Here is a 20674-nt window from a genome sequence, read left to right as displayed (position 1 = left end):
TTGTTAGTACCATAGAAATACGGGGTACATCTGCATGAAAAATATAATCTTCACCAGCGCATCGGCGCTGGGGATGCTCGCCTTCGCAATGCCTGCGCAGGCCCAGGATGATCCGGTCACGGCGGTGGATGCCGGCGTGTTTGCCGGAGACAATCTGACGGTGGGTGTCGGCGCGGTTGCATCACCCAGCTATGATGGTTCGGATGATTACGTCATCAGCGTCTTTCCCGCCATTCGCGGTAAGGTGCAGGGCATCGGCATCAATCCCCGCGCAGGCGGTATCGCGCTGGATGTGATCGATGATGACGATCAGCCTGTCAGCTTCAGCTTCGGGCCGACTGCGCGTTTGCGCACCGACCGTGATGGCAAGATCAAGGATGAAGTGGTCAAACGGCTGGGCGATCTGGACACTGCGCTGGAAATCGGCCCCTCTGCGGGCGTGAGTTTCAACGGCGTGCTGCATGAATATGACACGGTCAGCATGAATGTGGATGTGAAATGGGATGTGCTTGGTGCCCATGACGGGATGACGATTTCGCCGTCCATTTCCTATTTTACACCGCTTAGCCGGGGCATTGTCACCATTCTTGCGGTCAGTGCAGAACACGGGAATGACAAGTTTAACGACTATTATTATTCCATCAGCCCGGCCGGGGCGGTGGCCAGCGGTTTGCCGGAATATGAAGCGGATGGCGGCTGGAATTCGGCTGGTGCAACGCTGATCATGGGGGTCGACCTTGATGGCGATCTGACCAATGGCGGCCTGGCGCTGGTCGGAGTTGCGGGCTATTCGCGTCAATTGGGCGATGCGAAGAAAACGCCGCTGACCTCAATTCGCGGTGATGCCGATCAGTTCTTCGGCGGCGCCGGGATTGCCTATACTTTCTGATCCATACCCCGATCATGGGGTGGGCTATTGAAAAAGGGGCGGCGGGTTTCAGCCCGCCGCCCCTTTTTTATGCGCGGGTATGTCAGTCCGCATCTGACTCCATATCCGGTAAATCCGGGCGTGGGTCGGGCAGGGCAGCGGTGCGGTCGCCACTTTTCAGATAGGTGTCAAACCATCGCATCATCCGCAGATTATAGTCATAGCGCGCAGCGGCCCCGGCATTGCCGTGGCCTTCATCCGGATAGAGGACCAGACGCACAGGCGTATCGGGTTTGCGCAATTTGATATTGCGATAGAGTTCATAGCTTTGCGTCGGCGAAACGCGCGGATCATCCTCCCCATGCATGATGAGCAGCGGCGTTTCGGCAGTGTCCACATGATAGATCGGGCTGACTTCCATCATCCCTTGCCAATCTTCCCACGGCCATTTGCGCGCATGCACCAGATACATTTCATTCGGAATGTCGGTGGTGCCGAATTTACTGACCTGGTTGGAAATGCCGACAAACATCACGCCCGCGGCATATTCGTCCGACAAAGCGGTGGCGCTCCATGCTGTGGCATATCCACCATAGGAGCCGCCCGTAATGCCCGTGCGGTCAGGATCGGTAATTCCCGCTTCCACCAGGGCGCGTTTGGCATCGACAATATCGGTAAATTCCGGGTCGGTGTAATTGTTCTGATGCTGTTTGGAAAAGGCGGTGCCATACCCGGTTGAGCCGCGATAATTGGGGAGGAAAACGGCATAGCCTTCACCGGCGGCGACTTGTCCGGGCATGGAATAGGCAGTCAGCCAGCCGTTGGATTCGTGGCTTTCCGGACCGCCATGGACGTCCATGATCGTGGGCGCGCCTCCAGCAGGCACACCGCCCACCGGTTCAATCAGAATGCCTTCAATCTGCTGCCCATCCCGGGCGGTGTAACGCATGGTGCGCTGCTCCACGAAATCGACATCTGCCAGCCATTCATTATGCTGGGTCCAGCGTTGGAAACGGCCATTGGACCACAGGAACAATTCGCTGGGGTGGCGGGGGGAATCCGCCTCCACCGCAATCCGGTTGCCGCCCGATTCCAGCCCGGTCAGAATGATCGGGCCAGAGGCGATATCCTCCACCAGATTGCCATCCTCGGTATAGATCCTCAGCCGGCTTTGCGCTCCCACATGGGCGATTGTTGCCAGCCGGCCATCGGCCATCCACTCAGTGTCGACTGTTGCTTCCGGCGCGCCTGCATTCAGGGCGCGGTACGTGCCGTTCGCAACATTGACCAGATGCAGGGTGGTGGCCGCAGGGTCATTGGCATCGACCGCCGCGATCATCGAAATTTGCGTGCCATCGGGCGAAATTTCGAAATCCCCCAATTTGCCCGGCGTTTCGATGACGCGGCGGATATTTCCACTGGCCAGATCAAGGATCTGCAGCCGTTTGGACGTATAGGCGTCATCAATCAGGGGGGAGGGGGCACTGGTGATGGCCGCCCAGTTGCCATCGGGGGCAACCTCTATATCGCTGACATATCCCGGCACCGTGATTTCGCGCGGATTCTTATCGGGTCTTTTGCGGTTTACCTCTGCGGCGAAGAGACGGTTGAAGCGCTGCTCTTCCTCGTAAACCACGGCATCGAACCCGGCTTCTTTTTCGGCATCGCGCGCCTCATCCGGCGCCGCACCCGTCAGCATGTACACCGTGCTGCCATCGGGTGCCCAGGCATATTTGCGGATGGCAGCGTCTTCAATCGCCGCCAGCTTGCGGTGGCTGCCGCCATCAACGGGAATCCCCCAGAGGGCGGTCTTTTCGCCTTCATCGGACCACAGAAATGTGATCATCGATCCATCCGGTGAAAAGGAGACAGAGGACACTCCCATATCATCGGGCAGAAATGCGCGTGCCGCATCCGGGCCGGTCGTCAGATTCAGCCTTTGCCGGGCTTTGCCATCCTCTTCCCCACTGGTCACATCAGGCAGGCTGCGTGTTGTATAGGCAATGCGGGAGCCATCAGGGGATATTGCAATCGTCTGAACGCTTTCCAGACGGGCGACATCCTCGGCCGTCATCGGGCGGGCGAGGGCGATGGACGGCATGATCAGCGCCGTCGCAGCGCAGAGTTTATGAAGTGTTTTCACAGAACATCCCCTGAAATCGTGTATTTATACTGCGCAGCATAATGCGCACAATTGATCAGGCAATGGGGGACTCGGCGGGGCGGGCGGCGGGGCGGGAAGATTACGTTTCGCGTCATCAAGAGCTGGATTTTGCCGGAGGGAAGAGTAGCTGCGAACCGATGAGCTCAGGAAGGGGCAACGGTGTGAGTGAAACGCAGAAATATGACTGGCGCGCCAGCCTGTTACCCCTGGCCGCTCTGGTCGGCGCCATGCTGTCGATCGGCATTGGTGCGGCGCTGGCAAAGCAGCTATTCCCCCTGGTTGGCGCGCAGGGGACGACCGCGCTGCGCCTCACCTTTGCGGCATTGATGCTGACGCTGGTTATGCGGCCATGGCGGGCGCGCTTTACAGCGCAAAGCTGGCTTCCGGTGCTGCTTTACGGCCTGACAATGGGGGGTATGAATTTCCTCTTTTACATGGCGCTGCGCTCCTTGCCGCTGGGTATTGCCGTAGCGCTGGAATTTACGGGGCCACTGGCTGTGGCAGTCTGCTCATCGCGCAAAGCGGCTGACTTTCTCTGGATAGCCTTCGCCGTGTCCGGGCTGGCCCTGCTCCTGCCGCTCAGTGGCGGGGTGGGCGATCTGGACCCGGTCGGAGCCGCTTACGCGCTGGGAGCAGGCGCCTGCTGGGCCTTTTACATTCTCACCGGACGCAAGGCCGGGCTTGATCACGGAACGATGGCGACCGGCCTTGGCATGATCATCGCGGCCATTCTGGTGGTGCCCTTTGGCATCGTGGAAGCCGGAGCGGACCTGCTGCTGCCATCCGTGCTGGGGCTGGGGATCGTGATTGGCTTCCTTTCCAGCGCGCTGCCTTATTCTCTGGAAATGTACACTTTGCGGCGATTGCCGCCCAAGGCATTCGGTACGCTTACCAGCCTGGAGCCCGTGGTCGCTGCGACGACCGGTTGGATATTGCTGAGCGAATCGCTTTCTCCGATACAGGCGGTTGCCATTATGCTGATCATTTCGGCTTCGATCGGAACGACGCTCACCGACATGCGAGAGAAGTCACGTGTAAAACGAACCGAACTGTTGCCAGATTAAACGGCAAGCGGAATATTAATTCGCACCCTCTCGATTTATTGCGTGAAAATTGCGCATTAATCACGTATTAATGACGCCCCGAAGGGGGGTAAATTTTGAATATTACTGTAAATCTGGCTGTGGCGATGCTGAGCATCGTCGGGGGGCTGGCTTTTTTGTGCCTTCTGACATTTCTGGCTATGCGGCGCCACTCGGCGCTCGCATGGCTGGCGGCTGCACTTGTGTGCGGTATTTTCGAGACGATAGCGCTTGATGGCGACACGCTGACCGCTCTGGATATTGTCATCGCGACAATTGCGAGCCCGGCGGCCTATTTCACTGTGTCGCAATCCATTCGAGTGGCATTTGGCGCCCCGATGGCACATCGCAATATTCTGATTACATGTGCATCTCTGACGCTTCTTTCCCTGTTCCTGATGCGTCTGCCGTTCCCTATTCCGCCGGTCGCGGTGACATTGGGGGGGCAGCTAGCCGGGGTGGTGGCCATGTTCGATGCTCTGCTCTGCCTGATCCGCCGCAGAGCTGTGATTGGCGTGCTGGGCCATCTTATGGCTGCTATCGCCTTATTGCTGTTCATGATCATTCTGGTGCGGGTGCCATTTTTTCCCACTTTGCTGGGGGCAGATGCTCCGCTTGGGCTGTTTGGCCGGACTGATCTGCAGCGTGTGCTGATCCAGATATATGCCGTACTGGTGCCGGTGTCTGTGCTCCTGATTATCACGCGAGTGGTTGCCACCACGCTCAACACCTATCGGAATGGCGCGGAACGCGACTATCTGACAGGCCTGCCCAACCGCCGCTTTTTTGAAGAGCTTGCCCGTAATCGCAAGGTTTCACCGGCGGCGCTGATCCTGTGCGATGTGGATAGTTTCAAGCTGGTCAATGACGAATATGGGCATGCCGCTGGCGATGCGATGCTGCGCGCATTTGGTTCCATTCTGCAAACGGGCGGTATTGCGGCGCGGATTGGCGGGGATGAATTTGTCCTGCTGCTGCCGGGTGCGGATCTCGGCGAAGGGAAGACCAAGGGGGATCGACTGCGTGAGGCTTTTCGCGCCTATCGTTTGCGGGAATTGCCGATGGGTGAATCGTTCAGCGCAAGTTTTGGCGTTGCCATGATGGATGGCCCCGGTGATTTGCAATCGGCTTTTGAACGGGCGGATATGGCATTGTCACGCGCGAAACAGTTAGGCCGCAATCGCTGTATTACCGAGCTGGAGGTGGAATCTCCCGATAACTCGACAGATCAGACCACGGTCGCACCTGTCGGACAGGCTCTGGCTACCGCCGCCGCTCAGGCGTAATAGGCGCGCTTTGTCCCCTCGGCGGGGTGCGGTAGACATACCCTTTGGCCGTGGACCAGTTATCGGTGCCTCAGCCTTCCTGCGCGAACCAGATCACGTGACGCGGTCCTTTGCCATTGCTGCGGGCCCTCACAGCAACTTCGTCCACTTCAAAACCGGCGCGTTTCAGACGGAATTTGAAGCTCTCATCCGGTGCGGCTGACCAGATGGCCAGCACACCACCGGGCGTCAGCGCGCGCTTGGCCGCCTGCAGCCCGCCGCGCGAATAAATCCGGTCATTATCGTCGCGTACCAGCCCATCCGGGCCATTGTCGACATCCAGCAGGATCGCGTCATACACATCGCGAGCGCTATAAATCAGATCACCGACATCACGCATTTTCAGTGTCACACGCGGGTCTTCCAGACAGTCACCCGTCATGTCCGCCATTGGTCCGCGCGCCCATTCGATGATCTTGGGAACCAGTTCAGCCACCGTGATCTTGCCCTGATCCATCCCTGCCAAGGCCGCGCGCAGAGTGAAACCCATGCCATATCCGCCAATCAGCAGATGCGGTGATTTATAGCCGACCAGGCGGTCCAGCGCCATCGTGGCCAGCGCCTCTTCCGATCCGCTCATCCGGCTGTTCATCAACTCGTTACGGTCAAGCTGAATCATGAAATCCTTGCCTCTGCGGCACAGGCGCAATTCGTTTCCACCGGGAATTTGCGCGCTGTCGAGATGTTCAAGGGGGATCATGCCAATTGCCTGTAACGATAGAATGGAAACCCGTCCGATAGGCTGCCCCGCGCCGCAAGGCGAGAATTTTCGCGCACTCCATCCATGCTTGCTTCGCCTGAGGGGCACCCCTATCGCGGCGATAGCGGCGCGGCTGGTGCGCCAGAGGCGAGGAGCGAGACCATGGCGCGGCTGATCCTGTTCAACAAGCCGCATGGCGTGCTGTCGCAATTTACCGATCGCGGCACCGAGACCAAACGCGCGACCCTGTCCGATTTTATAGATCTGCCGGGGGTCTATCCCGCCGGGCGGCTGGACCGGGATAGTGAAGGCCTGCTGCTGCTGACCGATGATGGCCGCTTGCAGGCCCGCATTGCCGATCCGCGCTTCAAGCTGCCCAAGACCTATCTGGTGCAGGTGGAGGGTGAGGTGCAGGATGGCGCGCTGGAGAAACTGCGCCGCTCGGTCACGCTGAAAGACGGACCGACCCGCCCGGCAGAGGCTGAGCGGATCCCAGAGCCCGATCTCTGGCCTCGTGATCCGCCAGTGCGTTTCCGCAAAACGGTGCCCGATTGCTGGATCAGCCTGACCCTGCGCGAAGGGCGCAACCGCCAGGTCCGCCGCATGACCGCCGCCGTCGGCCACCCGACCTTGCGCCTTGTCCGCTGGCAGATCGGTGACTGGACGCTCGAGGGCGTACCCCCGGGTGAATGGCGGGAAATGGCCATTTGATGCGGGCGTCGCCCTGCGCAGGATAGTCTGTGCCTGCCGGGACGTGGTTGCACAGCTTTACGTCGGCGTCGCTATCCTCTATGATTCGGAATCGAAGCACCGGGGAGGCCGCCCGCCGCTATTTATAGTGGCTGCGTTAAATGGCCTGAGAGGAACGTCTGGCACCGTTCGACCCGTTGAACCTGAACCCGTTAGCACGGGCGGAGGGAGTGGCTGGTCCGGGTAGATATTTCCCGTTGCGCCGCACCCATCCTCCCTTGCGAAGAGGAGAGACGCGCGGTGGCCTTTTTCGATTATCCTGCATGGATCGCCCTGTTTCTGGGCCTCTATGCGCTGGCTGCCGGGATTGGCGAATTGCGCAGCCCGGGCGGCTGGGCGGCCATGGTCGAAGACCTTATCACCAGCCACGGCCTGCGTTTCCTCACCGGAATTGTCTGCATCGCCATTGGCGCGGCGCTGTATTGTGTCTGCGCGCTGCGGCCCGGTGACTGGCTAGCCATCGCGCTCACTGTCATTGGCGGCATCTGCGCGGCGGAAGGTGCGCTGATATTGGCCAGCGGTGATCGCTTCATGATTTTTGCCCGGCGCCTGATGGCGAAGGGCGGCCCGATATGGGCCGGACTGTCCACTCTTATTGGCGCAGGGTTCCTCCTGCTCGCCTTCTCCCGCATCTGATTTTTCTCACGCTCTCCAAGGACATTTCCATGGCTGACATCAATTCCCCCCTCGAAATCGGCGTAACCACCGGTCCCATTCGCGGCAGCCGCAAGGTTCATGTCGGACCTTACAATGTCGCCATGCGCGAAATTGATCTGGAGCCGTCCTGCGGTGAGCCGCCTTTGCGCGTGTATGACACGTCCGGTCCCTATACCGACACGAATGCACAGATCGATATTTCCGCCGGCCTTAACCCGCTGCGCCGGGAATGGATCATGGCACGCGGCGATGTGGAGGAATATGACGGCCGCTCCATCAAACCCGAAGACAATGGCCAGCTTGGGCCGGACCGTTCGGGCGGGGTGCCGCCGTTCCCCAAGGTCGTCAGCCGCCCCCTGCGCGCCAAGGCTGGCCAGAATGTCAGCCAGATGCATTATGCCCGCCAAGGCATCATCACGCCGGAAATGGAATATGTCGCCGCGCGTGAAAATCTGGGGCGGGAACAGGCCCGCGAAGCGGCGGAGCGCGACGGCAATAGCTGGGGGGCAGAGATCCCCGATCATGTGACGCCCGAATTCGTCCGCGACGAAGTGGCGCGCGGACGCGCGATCATCCCCAGCAATATCAACCACCCGGAAGCCGAGCCGATGGCGATCGGGCGCAATTTCCTGGTCAAGATCAACGCCAATATCGGCAATAGCGCGGTCGCTTCCGACGTGGCGGCTGAAGTGGACAAGATGGTCTGGTCCACCCGCTGGGGCGCGGATACCGTGATGGATCTCAGCACGGGCCGCAATATTCACGACACGCGCGAATGGATCATCCGCAACAGCCCCGTGCCGATTGGCACCGTGCCGATCTATCAGGCGCTGGAAAAGGTCGGCGGCGTGGCCGAAGATCTCACCTGGGAAGTCTTCCGCGACACGCTGATCGAGCAGGCCGAGCAGGGCGTTGATTACTTCACCATCCATGCCGGTGTGCGCCTGCCCTTCGTACCGATGGCGGCCACGCGCGTGACCGGCATCGTCAGCCGCGGCGGGTCGATCATGGCGAAATGGTGCCTCGCGCATCATAAGGAGAGCTTCCTCTACGAACGCTTCGACGAAATCACCGAGATCATGAAGGCCTATGACGTGGCCTATTCACTGGGCGATGGTTTGCGTCCCGGCTCGATCGCGGATGCCAATGACGAAGCGCAATTTGCTGAGCTTTACACGCTGGGCGAACTGACCAAGCGCGCCTGGGAACAGGATGTGCAGGTGATGATCGAAGGGCCGGGCCATGTGCCCATGCACAAGATCAAGGAGAATATGGAAAAGCAGCTGGAAGCCTGCGGCGAAGCGCCTTTCTATACGCTCGGGCCCCTCGTCACCGATATCGCGCCGGGATATGACCATATCACCAGCGGCATCGGCGCGGCGCAGATCGGCTGGTACGGCACGGCGATGCTCTGCTACGTCACGCCCAAGGAACATCTGGGCCTGCCCGACCGCGACGATGTGAAGGTCGGCGTGGTGACCTACAAGCTCGCCGCCCATGCGGCCGACCTTGCCAAGGGTCACCCGGCGGCCAAATTGCGCGACGATGCACTCAGCCGCGCGCGGTTCGAATTCCGCTGGCGTGACCAGTTCAACCTGTCGCTCGACCCCGAAACGGCGGAGCAATATCACGACCAGACGCTCCCCGCAGAAGGCGCCAAGACCGCCCATTTCTGCTCGATGTGCGGGCCCAAATTCTGCTCGATGAAAATCAGCCAGGAAGTCCGCGAATTCGCCGCCAAGCAGAATTCGGATTCCTATCTGGCCAGCGAGAACCTGCGTGCCGAGACCTCGGCGGACGAAGCTGAGGAAGCGCGTGAGGGGATGGAGGAGATGAGCAAGGTGTACCGGGAGAAGGGGGAGCGGTTGTATTTGCCAGAGGGGTGAGTTGGCTACTCCATGACGTTCTGGGAAAACCTTCGGATCCGAGGATACGCGTGCAGTCATGAGGCTGAAGCGCCGAGTCCTGACGATCTGGCAAGAGAGCTCGAATGGCGGTGTGGTCTCGTCGCTACCGGGCGTGTCGCATCGCTCGCGCCTAAGTCATCCGAGGACGCTTCTCCGCGCACAATGTCGGCCATCTACGGGCTTTCGCAACAGCCATTCCATACAGATTGCGCAAGTTGGCCGCGACCGCCGCGCATGCTTTCACTTCATTGCATTGAAGGCGGATTCGAAGAGGTGTCGACCGATATTTTGGTTTTCGACTGGGGCGCAGTCGAACGGGCGACGGCAGTGAATTTGAAAGAGGTTGTTTGGCCGTTCCAGTGTCAAAGCAAAAGGGCAGTTTACGGGACCATTCTCCAGCGTCTTCCTGAAATCGGTTGGCGAGTTCGATTTGATCCAACGCTTCTCCGAGTTGCCTGCAACGGTCTGGAAAAGGAGCTCTGCTCTTTGGGGCGGACAGACAGTATTGTATTGCAATCAGGGCATTGGCTCATCATTGATAATTACCGGACTCTGCACAGACGATCCAGAGTTGGAGAAAGTAAAAGTAGGCGTGTTAGACGCTGTTATTGGGGGTAAGGCATGGAATGGGAATTTGATCCCCTTTTTGCAAAAGCAAAGCTGTACGCTTCGCGTGCCAACGAAGAAAAGATTGATTCAGCTCTTTACGGTTTTTGGATGAGCTTGTGTACCGAGCTTTTGGCTCGTGCGGCCCTGTCAAAAATCCATCCCGTTCTCATCGCCGACCCAACCAACGAAGCCAACATTTACTATGTCTTCGGCGTAAACCCAAAAGCAAACCCAAGATCGGTTCATGCGAAGACAGTTTTCGCTAGGTGCGCTGTTTTTATAGAAAAATTTACGGACAATATGGCGGGCCACTGCCTTCTGCTGGCTGATCGCCGAAATAAGGAACTACATGGTGGTGATGCAGCATTCGAAGGCATCGCTCCTGCTAGCTGGCTGCCGCGAACTTATGAAATTTATAAGGTCTTGCTAGACCATATGGGCCTGAGCTTGGAGGATTTGCTGGGCACTGAGCAGGCAAGTGGCGCTGAGAAAATGCTCGATGATCGCGGAGCGGCGATCGAGAAAGAGGTCAAAGATCGTGTGTCCAAGCACAGTAAAGAGTTTGGCGCGCTAACTGGCGATCAAAAATCAGAGATAACTGCGAAAGCAGCAAAGGCAATGGCCAAATGGCTGGGTATGACACCACTAGGGCGCAGCGTGGATTGCCCTTCGTGCGGATTTGGAGGGGCGCTCCACGGTGAAAGTATCAACCGTGGCCCCATTCAAGTATCAGACGAAGACGGCACCATCACCCGTGAGGTCCGAGTCCTTCCCAACAAATTTCGATGTGCGGTTTGTTCCCTCCATTTGGATGGTTTTACGGAGCTTACACACGCCGGCTTGGGCAATATCTTCACATCAATGGAAGAAGAAGACCCGGTTGAGTTTTTTGGCATCGATCCAGAAGAATACATCGATGTCGAAAAAATCGTTCAGGAATATCATGCGGAAGAGATGTACGGATGGCAGAATGAATAGCGGTTGGCGCTAGCTTCTGCGTGCAGCCTCCGTTATAACGCCCGTATGAACAAGTCGCTCAAGATCACCAAGATCGGCAATTCCGCCGGGATCGTCCTACCGAAAGAGGTGCTGGCGCGGCTTCGGGTGGGGCCGGGGGACCAAATCTACTTGTCCGAAGCACCCGACGGGGTGCGGCTGACGGCCGTCGATCCGGACTTTGCTGCCAAGATGGATGCCGCCGAGGCGATCATGCGCGAGGATCGCGATATTCTGCGCGAACTTGCCAAGTAGGCATGGCTCAGCGCACCGAGCCGGAATGGCTTTCTCTCGACATCGCGCTGGCGGTGCATGATCGCCAGCTTGCCGAACATGGCGGGCCGACCGGAGTGCGCGATCGGGGCATGCTCGAAAGTGCTCTGGCAAGGCCGCTCAACCAGTGGACCTATGGAGAGGAAGACCTGTGCGCGCTCGCCGCAGCCTATGCTTATGGCATTGCGCGTAATCACCCCTTCGCTGATGGCAACAAGCGCACGGCATGGGTTTTCGCTCGCCTCTTCCTTAAACTCAACGGGCAGACCCTCTCATTTACCCCGAGAGAGGCTATCGAGATCGTGCTCGCCCTCGCTGCAGGCGAAATCTCGGAGAGCGAACTGACTGACTGGTTCCGCGGTCATGTCGTACCCGCCTGACCATAATTCGGAACCCGCCCGAATCCTCACCCGTTGATTGCCCGAGGGAGAGTGACATGGCACGCAACACAGGTGACGATCATCGTATTGGCTCGGTCGAGGATCGTAGTCAGGTGAAGAACACGGCGACGGGCAAATGGACCAAGCGCAATCGTGAAGAGGGCTCCGCCGAGGCGGGGCAGTTCATGGATGTCAAAGCGGATGGCGAGCCGTTCAAGGGCGTAGCGAAGGAACAGGACGGGCGGCGCTGAGCGGCGCAGTCTCGGGCGGCGCGCGCCAGAGCTGGGAGGTAGGCAGGTAACGCGGTCTGCGATGCCCCCTGTCGCAAATGACCATTCGTCTCTATGGGGCGCTATTCTCTGTTTCAGCAGGCGCATGCGCCGGAAAGTACCCTATGGCCGACCTCTATCTCAAATCGCTGGAATCCGAGCGCCGTCAATTATGGGCGACGTGCCGGCTCAAAGGGCTGGCCAGGGACACGCCCGAGCGGCAGCGGATTGCCGCCATCGATGAAGCGATTGCCGCGCATAAGGCCAAGCCGCGCGGGGGCGAAAACAATGCCGGGCCTGCTGCGGATGATAAAACTTCGGGCTGACGGCGCCTGTGTGGCAAGCCTGTCTGTGCCCGGCTGCATCTATTTCCGCAGTTCGTCCAGATAGGCCGTCACGGCGTTTTGCACATGGCGGAAGCGATCCCCGCCCAAATGTTTGCCGCCATACCAGCGGGTGACGACTATGAGGTGATCGCGCAGCTCCTCGCGTTCGAGCATCCGCAGGATAATGAGGCCCGCGCCGCTTTCGCCATCGTCATTCTTGATCGGGCCCTCGTCACAGATAAGGCCCCAGCTATTATGCGTGGCCTTGGCGAATTTCTTGGCCTTGCACAGCGCCCTGACCAGCGCCTTGGCTTCATCCGAAGAAGTGCACCTGGCACCGGACACGGCATATTTCGATCCGCGGTCCGAAATGATCTTGTCGAGTGTCAGCATGGGCTGCGGCTTAAGCCGAAGTGCGATGCGATGCAAAAATGGTGTGAAAACGTACCTGCCGAGCCATGGCGAAGTTTTGCGACGAACCGAGGGGATGGGCGGCACGATTGTGGAGGCTGTTCGTTATTGCAGTGCAGCATAGCGCTGCCGGAGTGATCAACCTATGTCTTCTTCTACCACAAAATCATGGCCTGACCTCGCTTTCGATAGCTGGATGCTCGCTGGCGAGATGGGGGCTGTTATCTGGCTGCGATCCTTGCGGATGATGAACGGGGGCAAACTCGCCGAGCGTGAGGCGAAACAGATGGTGAGCGAGAAAATCTCCGCCGCCTTCAGCTTCTGGCCCGATGTCATGGCGGGTGGAATGGATCAGTCGCCTGAAAATGCGGCGGGCCGCGCGATGGCGCATTATAAGCGTCCGGTGAGTGCCAATTATAGGCGCCTGAGCCGTAATCGGTGATGCCGAACGCGGCGATCTGGTCATCTTTCAGATCGCTGCATGAATATCGCGAATGCTCAGGATTGATGCATTCTCAGGGCTTGTACATGGGGTCTTGTAATCCGCGCGGATTGGTCTGGTCGAGACCCTGCTGAATGCTTAGCGTTTGCTGCTGCATGGATGATATCAGCGCCTGACTTTGCAGAATAAAGCTCATGAAATCGCCGAAATGCTGCGCAAGGCTTTGTGCCGCCTCATCCGGTGGGGCTGTACCAACAGCCAGAAGGTCTGCCTTTGCGGGATCGACGAAGGAGATGTCGAAATAGCGCGCTGCAGGGACAAACCAGCCGCCCATCGCGGCAAATATATCGGGCGGGGCAACGAACATTTCGAATGTGGCGCCAATATCCTCACCTTGCGGTGTCTGGAGCCAGAAGCCAGCGATTTGCACCGGGCCAGAAGCGGTGCGTGCCGAGGCGGTAAAGGTTGAATAGCGTCCTTGCGGGTTGTCGATCGCTTCGCTGAACATGTCGGGTATTCCGCCGGTCAGATCACGGCGCGCGGTGATCACCGGCTCGCTTACGCTTTCATGCGCCAAGGCTTCACGAAGTCCGGCTTCAAATTCTACCGCGACATCCTTCACCGTCATGAGCACTGCCCCGTCAAATGCCTGATTGTCGGGTAACAGCCGATTGTCGGAGTAAGTGGTGTGAGCCTCGTGCCAACCGCGGAGAATGGTCGGCCGATCGTCACGCTGGATAGGGTCAGGCACCAGGCGCGGCAAATCCCGTGGTTCGGCCGCAACATTTTCCGGTGCGCAACCGGCGAGCAACAGCGCGATTGCTCCGCAGCGAAAAAGGATGGACATCACTACTTCCCGAAAGAACCGCAGTTCAAGAACGGACTGAGGTCAGTATGTATTCCCTCGCAATTCTGTGAGGCAACGCCGGTGCGATAAAGAGTGCCCTTAGCGCTTCTTGACGAATTCTGCGCGCAGGACGAGGCCCTTGATTCCGGGATATTTGCAGTCGATTTCCTGATCGTCTCCGGTCAGGCGAATGCTCTTGATCAGTGTGCCCTGTTTCAATGTCTGGCCCGCGCCCTTGACGTTCAGATCCTTGATCAGCGTTACCTGATCACCATCCTGCAGAACATTGCCCACCGCGTCGCGCACTTCGACCTGACCGGCTGTGGCCTGTTTTGCGGCCAGTTCGGACGCTGGCATCCATTCGCCGCTTTCCTCGTCATAGACATAGTCTTCATCGGCGGACATGCGGCTCTTCTCCTGAATAGTAAATACCAGCGGCTGATAGCCGTTTGCTGTCCGCGCCGTTACGCAAAAATTGGCCTATGCGCAATGAAGCAGGCTGGGGTGGAGCGCCTTTGCTCCATTTCTGCCCTGAGAACGCGCGTTGAATCCAGCCCAGGCCTTTTCATGAAAGAAAAAGGCAACGGCATTGATGCAGGGTTCGATCAGTGCAATCCCCCCGGCAAGGGCGAGCGAACCGGTGATGGCATAGGCGACAGAGAAACCGACCATCAGATGCAGGACGAGATAGGTGAATGTCTTGATGAGATCCTGTGGCATGGCGCGTAATCCTTCGCTGAAGCTGAGATTTGTAATTATTGCGAATGGATCGCAATTCCAAATGCATTGCTTCGCTCACACTGATCGACTGCCTGAAAACCGGCTCCTTTCGGAAAGTTCACCATCTCCTGAGCTGTGCGACTGACAGCGCATCCCATCACGGTGGCGCTATATTTTCTGCCAGAATTGGCTAAGGAGCTGGTGAAAGAATGCCACCTTATCTCTGGCGTAGTGAAAGGATTCCTCCCATGCGCGCCCATCCATTTTTCCTCATTATCTCTGCAATTGCGCTGCCGGGATTGAGCGGGTGTTCCTCGGGCGGGCCGGACGGCACGGTGCCGGGGGATCAGGATGACAACCAGCCTTTTGCGCAAATTGCCGAGAGTGAAATGCTGCATGTAAGCGGTACGGAGCCCTTCTGGGGAGCGCAGGCAAAGGGCACTGTTCTGACCTATACTACACCGGAAAAACCGGAGGGGGAGGCGATCACTATCCGCCGTTTCGCCGGCCGGGCCGGACTGACTTTATCCGGAAACTATCATGGTGAGACCTTTGATATGATGGTGACGGAGGGCACGTGCAGCGATGGGATGTCCGACCGCACCTATCCTTTTACCGTGACCCTGCGGCTGGGCAGTGAATTGCGCGATGGGTGCGGCTGGAGCGACAGCCATCCGGTTAAGGAACTGTCGGCTCGCGCTGGGGCGGGCTAAGTGCTATTTCGGAACTCCCGAGGCATTCTGCCGTTTTCGGGGTCAGAGGCGGCGCGTCAGGCGATTCCGCCTCTTATTGTTAGATATTCAAAAGGACGTTTTACATGAAACGCTTTACGCTTCCGCTTCTGGCCGGTGCCGCGCTGGCTCTTTCAGCTTGTGGCTCCGAAACTGCGGAAGAAGCCCCCGAAGCGGCTGCCACTGAGGCCGCACCGGCTCCGAAGACGATCGTCGATGTCACAGAGGAGAATGACGATTTCTCCACGCTGGTTTCGGCTATTCAGGCGGCGCAGCTTGGCGGTACGCTGATGACCGACGGGCCTTACACGATTTTCGCTCCTACCAATGCGGCCTTCGATGCTCTGCCTGAAGGCACGCTGGAAGAACTGACCGCCCCGGAAAACCAGAGCAAGCTCGAAGCTATTCTGACCTACCATGTGGTTAAGGGGGACGTGTCTTCTGAAGCGCTGAAGCAGCAGATCGAGGAAAATGACGGCGAAACCGAACTGACCACAGTCAACGGCGCCAAGCTGACCGCGCGCATGCAGGACGGCAATGTCGTGCTGACAGATGAGGCCGGCGATAAAGCCACTGTCACGCAGGTCGATGTTGAAGCGTCAAACGGCGTTGTTCACGCGATCGATGCGGTTCTGATGCCAGAATAAGCGTATCCAACCGGGCAAGGGTGGCATTCGATTGCCTCCCTTGCCTGACTTCCGGCTAGCGCATCCCTGGTTCAGCCTTCGCTGTCAGGTGCGAAGCCCGCTTCCGCCAGAACCTGGGCGCCTGTTTTCATCACCGTGTTCTGGGCCAGATCGTAATAGGCTGGTTTCTCGTCAGTGAAGATCTGTCCCTTGATCTCAAACGTGGCAGGCAAGTCGAACGATCCGGCGCAGAAGAAATATTGGTCACTGGGCAGGAAGTGATACCATAGCGAACTGCCGCAACGCGTGCAGGACGCCCGCTCTGCCCAGTCTGAAGACTTGCGGGCATGCACCAGATGATGACCCACAATGTCCTGCGTTTTAGCAATGACGGAAAACATCGGTCCGCCGGTCCAGCTTTGACACATCCGGCAATGGCAGACATTGATGACGGGATCTGCGGTGATTTTCATCGTGACCGAACCGCATAGACACTGACCGGATAGTTTCGACATCACATTCTCCTGAAATCTTTGCAGATAATGCAATGTTGCCTGGCATGGGGCAAGAACACATAGTTCTGGAACGGCTCAGTCCCATGCCCGTTGAACGATATTCACAGCTAAGCGGAAAGAATACGTGTCGGACAGCGAAGACAGACCATCCTTTGCCAATCAGATGCCTGTGGGATCGGCCACTTTCGATGATGCGCCACGGCGTTTTCGTGCCGATCATCCGGAAGACAAGTTCTCAGGCGCATCGGGCGTGTTGTTTGAACAGGCCATGGCACAAACCCGCATGGCGATCTGCCTGTGCGATCCGCATGCCGAAGATACACCGATCGTTTTTGCCAACCGTGCCTTCCGTGCGCTCACGGGCTATGATGAAGAAGAAATCATCGGCAATAATTGCCGGTTTCTCCAGGGGCCGGACACCGATCCGAAACAGGTTGAGAAAATCCGCCATGCACTGGCGACAGAAGACGTTCTGGTCGTGGAATTGCTGAATTACCGCAAGGACGGATCGTCCTTCTGGAATGCGCTGCATCTGGGGCCGGTCTATGACAATGACGGCAATCTGATGTATTTTTTCGGTAGCCAGTGGGATGTCTCTGATGTTCGTGCGGCCCGCGCGGAGGAACATCATGCCAAGATGATGGCGCGCGAATTATCGCACCGGATGAAAAACATGTTCGCTGTCATTTCGGGCATTGTGAACATCACCGGGCGAATGCGCGGTATCGAAAAAGAGTCGGCCGAGATTAACGGGCGTATTCAGGCTCTGGGGCGGGCATATGAGACCACTCTGGATGAAGCGTCGAGCGGCAGCATCGAAATCGGCCAGGCCATTCGCGCGATCCTTTCCCCCTATGGTGCCGATGAAGATCGGCTGATATTTCTCGGCAATGGCGCAAGGGTGCCATTCCAGACGGTGTCTGTCGTGGGACTGGTGCTGCATGAACTGGCGGCCAATGCCACGAAATTCGGCGCCTGGTCTGATGACAACGGCCGGGTGGAAGTCGACTGGAAGCGCGGCGAGGTGGATGACAGCGCCGCGCTCATCATTGAATGGCAGGAAGTTGGCGGACCGCAAGTGAGCGAGCCCGAAAATGACGAAGGCACTGGCACGGCTATCGTCAATCGGATGCTGCGTCTGGCGCAGGGCCAGATCGACCGTGAATGGGCGAAGGACGGCCTTCGCGTTACGATATCAGTCCCCTTGGGGAGCATGGCATGACAGATTGCAGCGATTGCACCATCCTCTTGCTGGATGATGAGCCACTGATTTTGATGGATCTCGAATTTGCCGTTGAAGACAAGGGCTGTGCAGCGCTGTGCTCATCAACGGTGCAGCAAGCTATCGACCTGCTCGAACAGACCGAGACAATTCACGTCGCGATTCTGGATGTAACTTTGCAGGATGGTGAAACCTGCGTGCCTGTTGCTCGCGCCCTGGAGCAAAGGGGCATACCCTTCGTCTTGCATTCAGGAGATCTGGACCGGCAGGACGAAACCGTACGAGACCTCGATGCAGAGCTGATCGCCAAACCGTCGAGTGCCGACAGTGTGATCCGCCGCGCGCTTGATTTTTCGGAAAGAACGCGCGCCTGATCTTCCCGATGTATAGAGGTTCGGACTTCAGGAAAACGCGCCTCTATATATCGGTGGAGGCCGCCACCCCGCCGCTGAAACATCTGTCAGCGCGGATGGCAGCTCCTCCGGATTAGTGTCTTAGAACGGTTTCGATTGCGGCTCAGCCACTTCAGGCAGACCTTCCTTCCAATCCACCCGATACAAATCGAACCTGCGATCCTTCAGGTTTTGCACGGCACCGCTCTGGCGGCTGGTGAGCAGGTCTGTGAGTGAGAGATCGGCAATCGCGATCGTTTCCGTATTGGGGGCCGTATCCGCTGCCACACCGTCGCGGGCGAAGGGGAAGTCGGACGGTGTCAGGATGGCGCTTTCGGCATAGTGAATGTCCATATTTTCGACATTCGGAATATTGCCCACCACACCGGACGTGATGACATAACACTGATTTTCCACCGCACGGGCCTGTGAACAATAGCGCACGCGCAAATAGCCGCGCCGTTCATCCGTGCAGAAGGGCACAAACAGCATCATCGCGCCCTGATTGACCAGATGACGCGCAATTTCGGGGAATTCGGAATCGTAACAGATCATCACGCCGATCGGGCCGCAATCGGTGGGAATGGCATCTGCGCCGTAGCCGCCCTTGATATTCCACCAGCGCCGTTCAGACGGAGTGGGATGCAGTTTCTCCTGACTGTAAACGGCACCGTCGCGCAGGAAGACATAGGCAATATTACGGATCTCGCCTTCTTCGACACGGGTCGGGTGAGAGCCACCGATGATATTGATATTATAGCTGACCGCCAGCTGCTCCATAAAGGCCACGAAGCGTTCGGTATAATCGGCGACCTTCTCGATTGCTTCGAGCGGGGGCAGTGGCTTGTCCGGTATGGACAGCAATTCCAGGGTGAAGAGTTCGGGGAAAACCACGAAATCCGCAGCGTAATCGGCCGCGACATCGACCCAATATTCCACCTGCTGTTCAAATTCGTCGATCGTGGAAATGCGGCGCATCATGAACTGCACCGTGGCAACGCGTACAGAAGACGGCAGTGTGGCACCCGGCCCGCGCGAGGCCTTTTCCCGCGCATCGGGGGCGAGCGGGTTTTCCCAATACATCAGCACGGCGTTGCCGGCGCTGGATTTATCGGTCGGATCGTAATTGCGCAGAACCTTCTGCGGCTGATAGCCCTGATTGAGCTGGAAATTGATCACCTGATCGCGCAGCTGTTTTTCCACCACTGCATCAAGATATTCAGCCGGATCGGGATAGGTCCTGCGGCGGCGGGAATAGCCGGGCATCCGCCCGCCAAAAACGATCCCCTTGAGTTCAAAATACTGGCACAATTCACGCCGTTTGCGGTAAAAACGCTGTCCGATGCGCAGGCGCCGGTAATCCGGATCGACACAGACTTCGATACCATACAGCACATCGCCTTCTTCATCGTGACGGGCGGCGAAGCCCTGTCCCGTGATTTCAGCCCAGCTATGCGGGGCAAAGGCGATATCCTTCGAAACGATCATCGTCGCGCAATAGCCCACGACGTCGCCTTCATATTCGGCGACGAACTGGCCGTCGGGGAAATTGTTGATCTGTCCGCGCACCTGGGCGGGACGGTATGCGTCCGACTTCCCATAAACTTTGGCGGAGAGCCGTACGATGGACGCTGCGTCCTTGGGCACGGCGGGGCGAATGACGAGTTTTGCCTTAGTTGAATCCATGCGTTTGCATATAGGGGTTGTCAGCCGGGAGTCTACGCGTCCAAACAGATAGCCGCACAAAATGGAACAGTGGAGCCGGACGGCTCGTTCCCCTAACTCAATCCCATTAAATCAGTCTCAACTGAGAAGAGGATCCAAACCGATATGTCCGATCACGTCCCCGCCTGGCTTAAAAAAGAACTTCCCAATGCGCGTGAAGGTCACGCGAATCTGACGATTGCCCGAATGGGGAGTGCAGATTTGCTCAACAAGGGTGGCTTCAGTCTGAAATCGGCGGCCTTTGTGAATGGTGAGGAGCTTGATCCGTGCTTCACCGCTCAGGAAGAGGATGCCGTGGCCCCGCCACTGGAATGGACGCCGCCGCCCGCCGGTGCGCAGGAGCTGGTGCTGATCGTCGAAGACCCCGATGCGCCGGGCGATGATGCGCTCTGTCATTGGGTGGTGTGGGGCCTGCCGCCGCAAAAGGGGCAGTTGCTCGAAGGCGAAAATCCGCCGCGTGTGGGCAAGAACGCGCAAAAGAATTCCGAATGGCTGCTGCCCAACCCGCCGGCGGAAGACGGGCCGCATGATTACGTGTTTCAGCTCTTTGCGATTGATCTGCCGCTGGTCCTCATGCCCGGTGCCTCGCGCGCTCAGCTGCATAAGGAAATGGAAGGGCGGATCGTGGCCGCAGCCATATTGACTGGAACCTATCAGCATCAGGACGATAGTGAAGAGGTGTGGGAGGACGATGACGACGCGCTCTGACGTCGTTTGTTTTTCGCGTAATATCAATA

Annotated in this window: 25 protein-coding genes; 17 read left to right on the top strand and 8 right to left on the bottom strand. The window is 58.1% G+C overall.

The genetic code is table 11. The features are described 5' to 3' along the window. The first annotated feature begins 34 nt into the window (after nucleotides 1-34). The gene (locus tag GRI91_RS14595; protein WP_237437914.1) at nucleotides 35-889 is read left to right on the top strand and encodes a MipA/OmpV family protein; all 855 of its coding nucleotides are present in this window, start codon (nucleotides 35-37) and stop codon (nucleotides 887-889) included. Nucleotides 890-971: 82 nt separating this feature from the next. Here the strand turns inward: GRI91_RS14595 and GRI91_RS14590 are convergent, their stop codons facing one another. Continuing rightward, complete coding sequence (locus tag GRI91_RS14590) at nucleotides 972-3011, bottom strand: S9 family peptidase (RefSeq protein WP_337190384.1); 2040 nt, start codon at nucleotides 3009-3011, stop codon at nucleotides 972-974. 182 nt (nucleotides 3012-3193) lie between these two features. Between GRI91_RS14590 and rhtA the strand changes: the two genes are divergently transcribed. Next, nucleotides 3194-4096, top strand: a complete 903-nt coding sequence (rhtA, locus tag GRI91_RS14585; RefSeq protein WP_337190383.1) for a threonine/homoserine exporter RhtA — start codon at nucleotides 3194-3196, stop codon at nucleotides 4094-4096. Nucleotides 4097-4191: 95 nt separating this feature from the next. After that, nucleotides 4192-5400 carry a GGDEF domain-containing protein gene (locus GRI91_RS14580; protein ID WP_160737408.1) on the top strand — a complete coding sequence of 403 codons (1209 nt, stop codon included), beginning with the start codon at nucleotides 4192-4194 and terminating at the stop codon, nucleotides 5398-5400. 70 nt (nucleotides 5401-5470) lie between these two features. Here the strand turns inward: GRI91_RS14580 and GRI91_RS14575 are convergent, their stop codons facing one another. After that, the gene (locus tag GRI91_RS14575) at nucleotides 5471-6139 is read right to left on the bottom strand and encodes a spermine/spermidine synthase domain-containing protein (RefSeq protein ID WP_160737407.1); all 669 of its coding nucleotides are present in this window, start codon (nucleotides 6137-6139) and stop codon (nucleotides 5471-5473) included. Nucleotides 6140-6301: 162 nt separating this feature from the next. Between GRI91_RS14575 and GRI91_RS14570 the strand changes: the two genes are divergently transcribed. The 8 genes from GRI91_RS14570 (at nucleotide 6302) to GRI91_RS14530 (ending at nucleotide 12306) form a co-directional block, all read left to right on the top strand. Further along, nucleotides 6302-6850 carry a pseudouridine synthase gene (locus tag GRI91_RS14570; RefSeq protein ID WP_160737482.1) on the top strand — a complete coding sequence of 183 codons (549 nt, stop codon included), beginning with the start codon at nucleotides 6302-6304 and terminating at the stop codon, nucleotides 6848-6850. A 279-nt stretch (nucleotides 6851-7129) separates the two neighbouring features. Continuing rightward, nucleotides 7130-7525 carry a hypothetical protein gene (locus tag GRI91_RS14565; protein ID WP_160737406.1) on the top strand — a complete coding sequence of 132 codons (396 nt, stop codon included), beginning with the start codon at nucleotides 7130-7132 and terminating at the stop codon, nucleotides 7523-7525. Nucleotides 7526-7554: 29 nt separating this feature from the next. Further along, on the top strand, nucleotides 7555-9432 hold the full coding sequence (gene thiC / locus GRI91_RS14560) for a phosphomethylpyrimidine synthase ThiC (protein WP_160737405.1): 1878 nt from the start codon (nucleotides 7555-7557) through the stop codon (nucleotides 9430-9432). Between the two features lie 642 nt (nucleotides 9433-10074). Continuing rightward, nucleotides 10075-11040 (top strand): hypothetical protein, encoded by a 966-nt coding sequence (locus GRI91_RS14550; RefSeq protein WP_160737403.1) that lies wholly within the window; start codon nucleotides 10075-10077, stop codon nucleotides 11038-11040. 45 nt (nucleotides 11041-11085) lie between these two features. Continuing rightward, nucleotides 11086-11313 carry an AbrB/MazE/SpoVT family DNA-binding domain-containing protein gene (locus GRI91_RS14545; RefSeq protein WP_160737402.1) on the top strand — a complete coding sequence of 76 codons (228 nt, stop codon included), beginning with the start codon at nucleotides 11086-11088 and terminating at the stop codon, nucleotides 11311-11313. Between the two features lie 2 nt (nucleotides 11314-11315). Next, on the top strand, nucleotides 11316-11711 hold the full coding sequence (locus GRI91_RS14540) for a type II toxin-antitoxin system death-on-curing family toxin (protein WP_160737401.1): 396 nt from the start codon (nucleotides 11316-11318) through the stop codon (nucleotides 11709-11711). Between the two features lie 56 nt (nucleotides 11712-11767). After that, on the top strand, nucleotides 11768-11962 hold the full coding sequence (locus tag GRI91_RS14535; protein WP_160737400.1) for a hypothetical protein: 195 nt from the start codon (nucleotides 11768-11770) through the stop codon (nucleotides 11960-11962). Nucleotides 11963-12105: 143 nt separating this feature from the next. Then, complete coding sequence (locus tag GRI91_RS14530; RefSeq protein WP_160737399.1) at nucleotides 12106-12306, top strand: hypothetical protein; 201 nt, start codon at nucleotides 12106-12108, stop codon at nucleotides 12304-12306. A 39-nt stretch (nucleotides 12307-12345) separates the two neighbouring features. Here the strand turns inward: GRI91_RS14530 and GRI91_RS14525 are convergent, their stop codons facing one another. Next, the gene (locus tag GRI91_RS14525; protein ID WP_160737398.1) at nucleotides 12346-12699 is read right to left on the bottom strand and encodes a YigZ family protein; all 354 of its coding nucleotides are present in this window, start codon (nucleotides 12697-12699) and stop codon (nucleotides 12346-12348) included. Between the two features lie 163 nt (nucleotides 12700-12862). On the opposite strand from GRI91_RS14525, the gene GRI91_RS14520 reads away from it, so the two are divergent. Further along, the gene (locus GRI91_RS14520; protein WP_160737397.1) at nucleotides 12863-13159 is read left to right on the top strand and encodes a hypothetical protein; all 297 of its coding nucleotides are present in this window, start codon (nucleotides 12863-12865) and stop codon (nucleotides 13157-13159) included. 73 nt (nucleotides 13160-13232) lie between these two features. Here GRI91_RS14520 and GRI91_RS14515 read toward each other — a convergent pair whose 3' ends face one another. From GRI91_RS14515 to GRI91_RS14505, 3 genes are all read right to left on the bottom strand, one after another. Next, nucleotides 13233-14006: a hypothetical protein gene (locus GRI91_RS14515; protein ID WP_160737396.1), complete on the bottom strand. Its 774-nt coding sequence runs from the start codon at nucleotides 14004-14006 to the stop codon at nucleotides 13233-13235. Between the two features lie 99 nt (nucleotides 14007-14105). Beyond that, on the bottom strand, nucleotides 14106-14411 hold the full coding sequence (locus GRI91_RS14510) for an alkylphosphonate utilization protein (RefSeq protein WP_160737395.1): 306 nt from the start codon (nucleotides 14409-14411) through the stop codon (nucleotides 14106-14108). A gap of 75 nt (nucleotides 14412-14486) precedes the next feature. Further along, entirely contained in the window at nucleotides 14487-14726 is a 240-nt protein-coding gene (locus tag GRI91_RS14505) for a DUF2061 domain-containing protein (RefSeq protein ID WP_160737394.1), read from the bottom strand. Nucleotides 14727-14974: 248 nt separating this feature from the next. Between GRI91_RS14505 and GRI91_RS14500 the strand changes: the two genes are divergently transcribed. Then, nucleotides 14975-15439, top strand: coding sequence for a COG3650 family protein (locus GRI91_RS14500; protein WP_160737393.1), 465 nt, complete (start codon nucleotides 14975-14977; stop codon nucleotides 15437-15439). Between the two features lie 104 nt (nucleotides 15440-15543). Next, nucleotides 15544-16104: a fasciclin domain-containing protein gene (locus GRI91_RS14495; protein WP_160737392.1), complete on the top strand. Its 561-nt coding sequence runs from the start codon at nucleotides 15544-15546 to the stop codon at nucleotides 16102-16104. 71 nt (nucleotides 16105-16175) lie between these two features. Here the strand turns inward: GRI91_RS14495 and GRI91_RS14490 are convergent, their stop codons facing one another. Continuing rightward, nucleotides 16176-16598: a GFA family protein gene (locus tag GRI91_RS14490; protein WP_202385604.1), complete on the bottom strand. Its 423-nt coding sequence runs from the start codon at nucleotides 16596-16598 to the stop codon at nucleotides 16176-16178. 124 nt (nucleotides 16599-16722) lie between these two features. Here GRI91_RS14490 and GRI91_RS14485 point away from each other — a divergent pair, with 124 nt between their 5' ends. Together GRI91_RS14485 and GRI91_RS14480 are read left to right on the top strand one after the other, a co-directional pair. Further along, a complete protein-coding gene (locus tag GRI91_RS14485) occupies nucleotides 16723-17820 on the top strand; it encodes a PAS domain-containing protein (protein WP_337190382.1) in 1098 nt (365 codons plus the stop codon). After that, a complete protein-coding gene (locus tag GRI91_RS14480; RefSeq protein WP_160737391.1) occupies nucleotides 17817-18194 on the top strand; it encodes a response regulator in 378 nt (125 codons plus the stop codon). The genes GRI91_RS14485 and GRI91_RS14480 overlap by 4 nt, the downstream gene beginning before the upstream one ends. Nucleotides 18195-18314: 120 nt before the next feature. On the opposite strand, the gene GRI91_RS14475 is transcribed toward GRI91_RS14480, so the two are convergent. Next, a complete protein-coding gene (locus tag GRI91_RS14475) occupies nucleotides 18315-19898 on the bottom strand; it encodes a bifunctional GNAT family N-acetyltransferase/carbon-nitrogen hydrolase family protein (RefSeq protein ID WP_160737390.1) in 1584 nt (527 codons plus the stop codon). A 144-nt stretch (nucleotides 19899-20042) separates the two neighbouring features. On the opposite strand from GRI91_RS14475, the gene GRI91_RS14470 reads away from it, so the two are divergent. Then, nucleotides 20043-20645: a YbhB/YbcL family Raf kinase inhibitor-like protein gene (locus GRI91_RS14470; protein ID WP_160737389.1), complete on the top strand. Its 603-nt coding sequence runs from the start codon at nucleotides 20043-20045 to the stop codon at nucleotides 20643-20645. Nucleotides 20646-20674: the final 29 nt, after the last annotated feature.

Source organism: Altericroceibacterium endophyticum (genome assembly GCF_009827595.1).
Lineage (GTDB): Bacteria > Pseudomonadota > Alphaproteobacteria > Sphingomonadales > Sphingomonadaceae > Altericroceibacterium > Altericroceibacterium endophyticum.
Note: the sequence above shows the minus strand (reverse complement) of the source record. Positions and strands in the feature narration are given on the sequence as shown.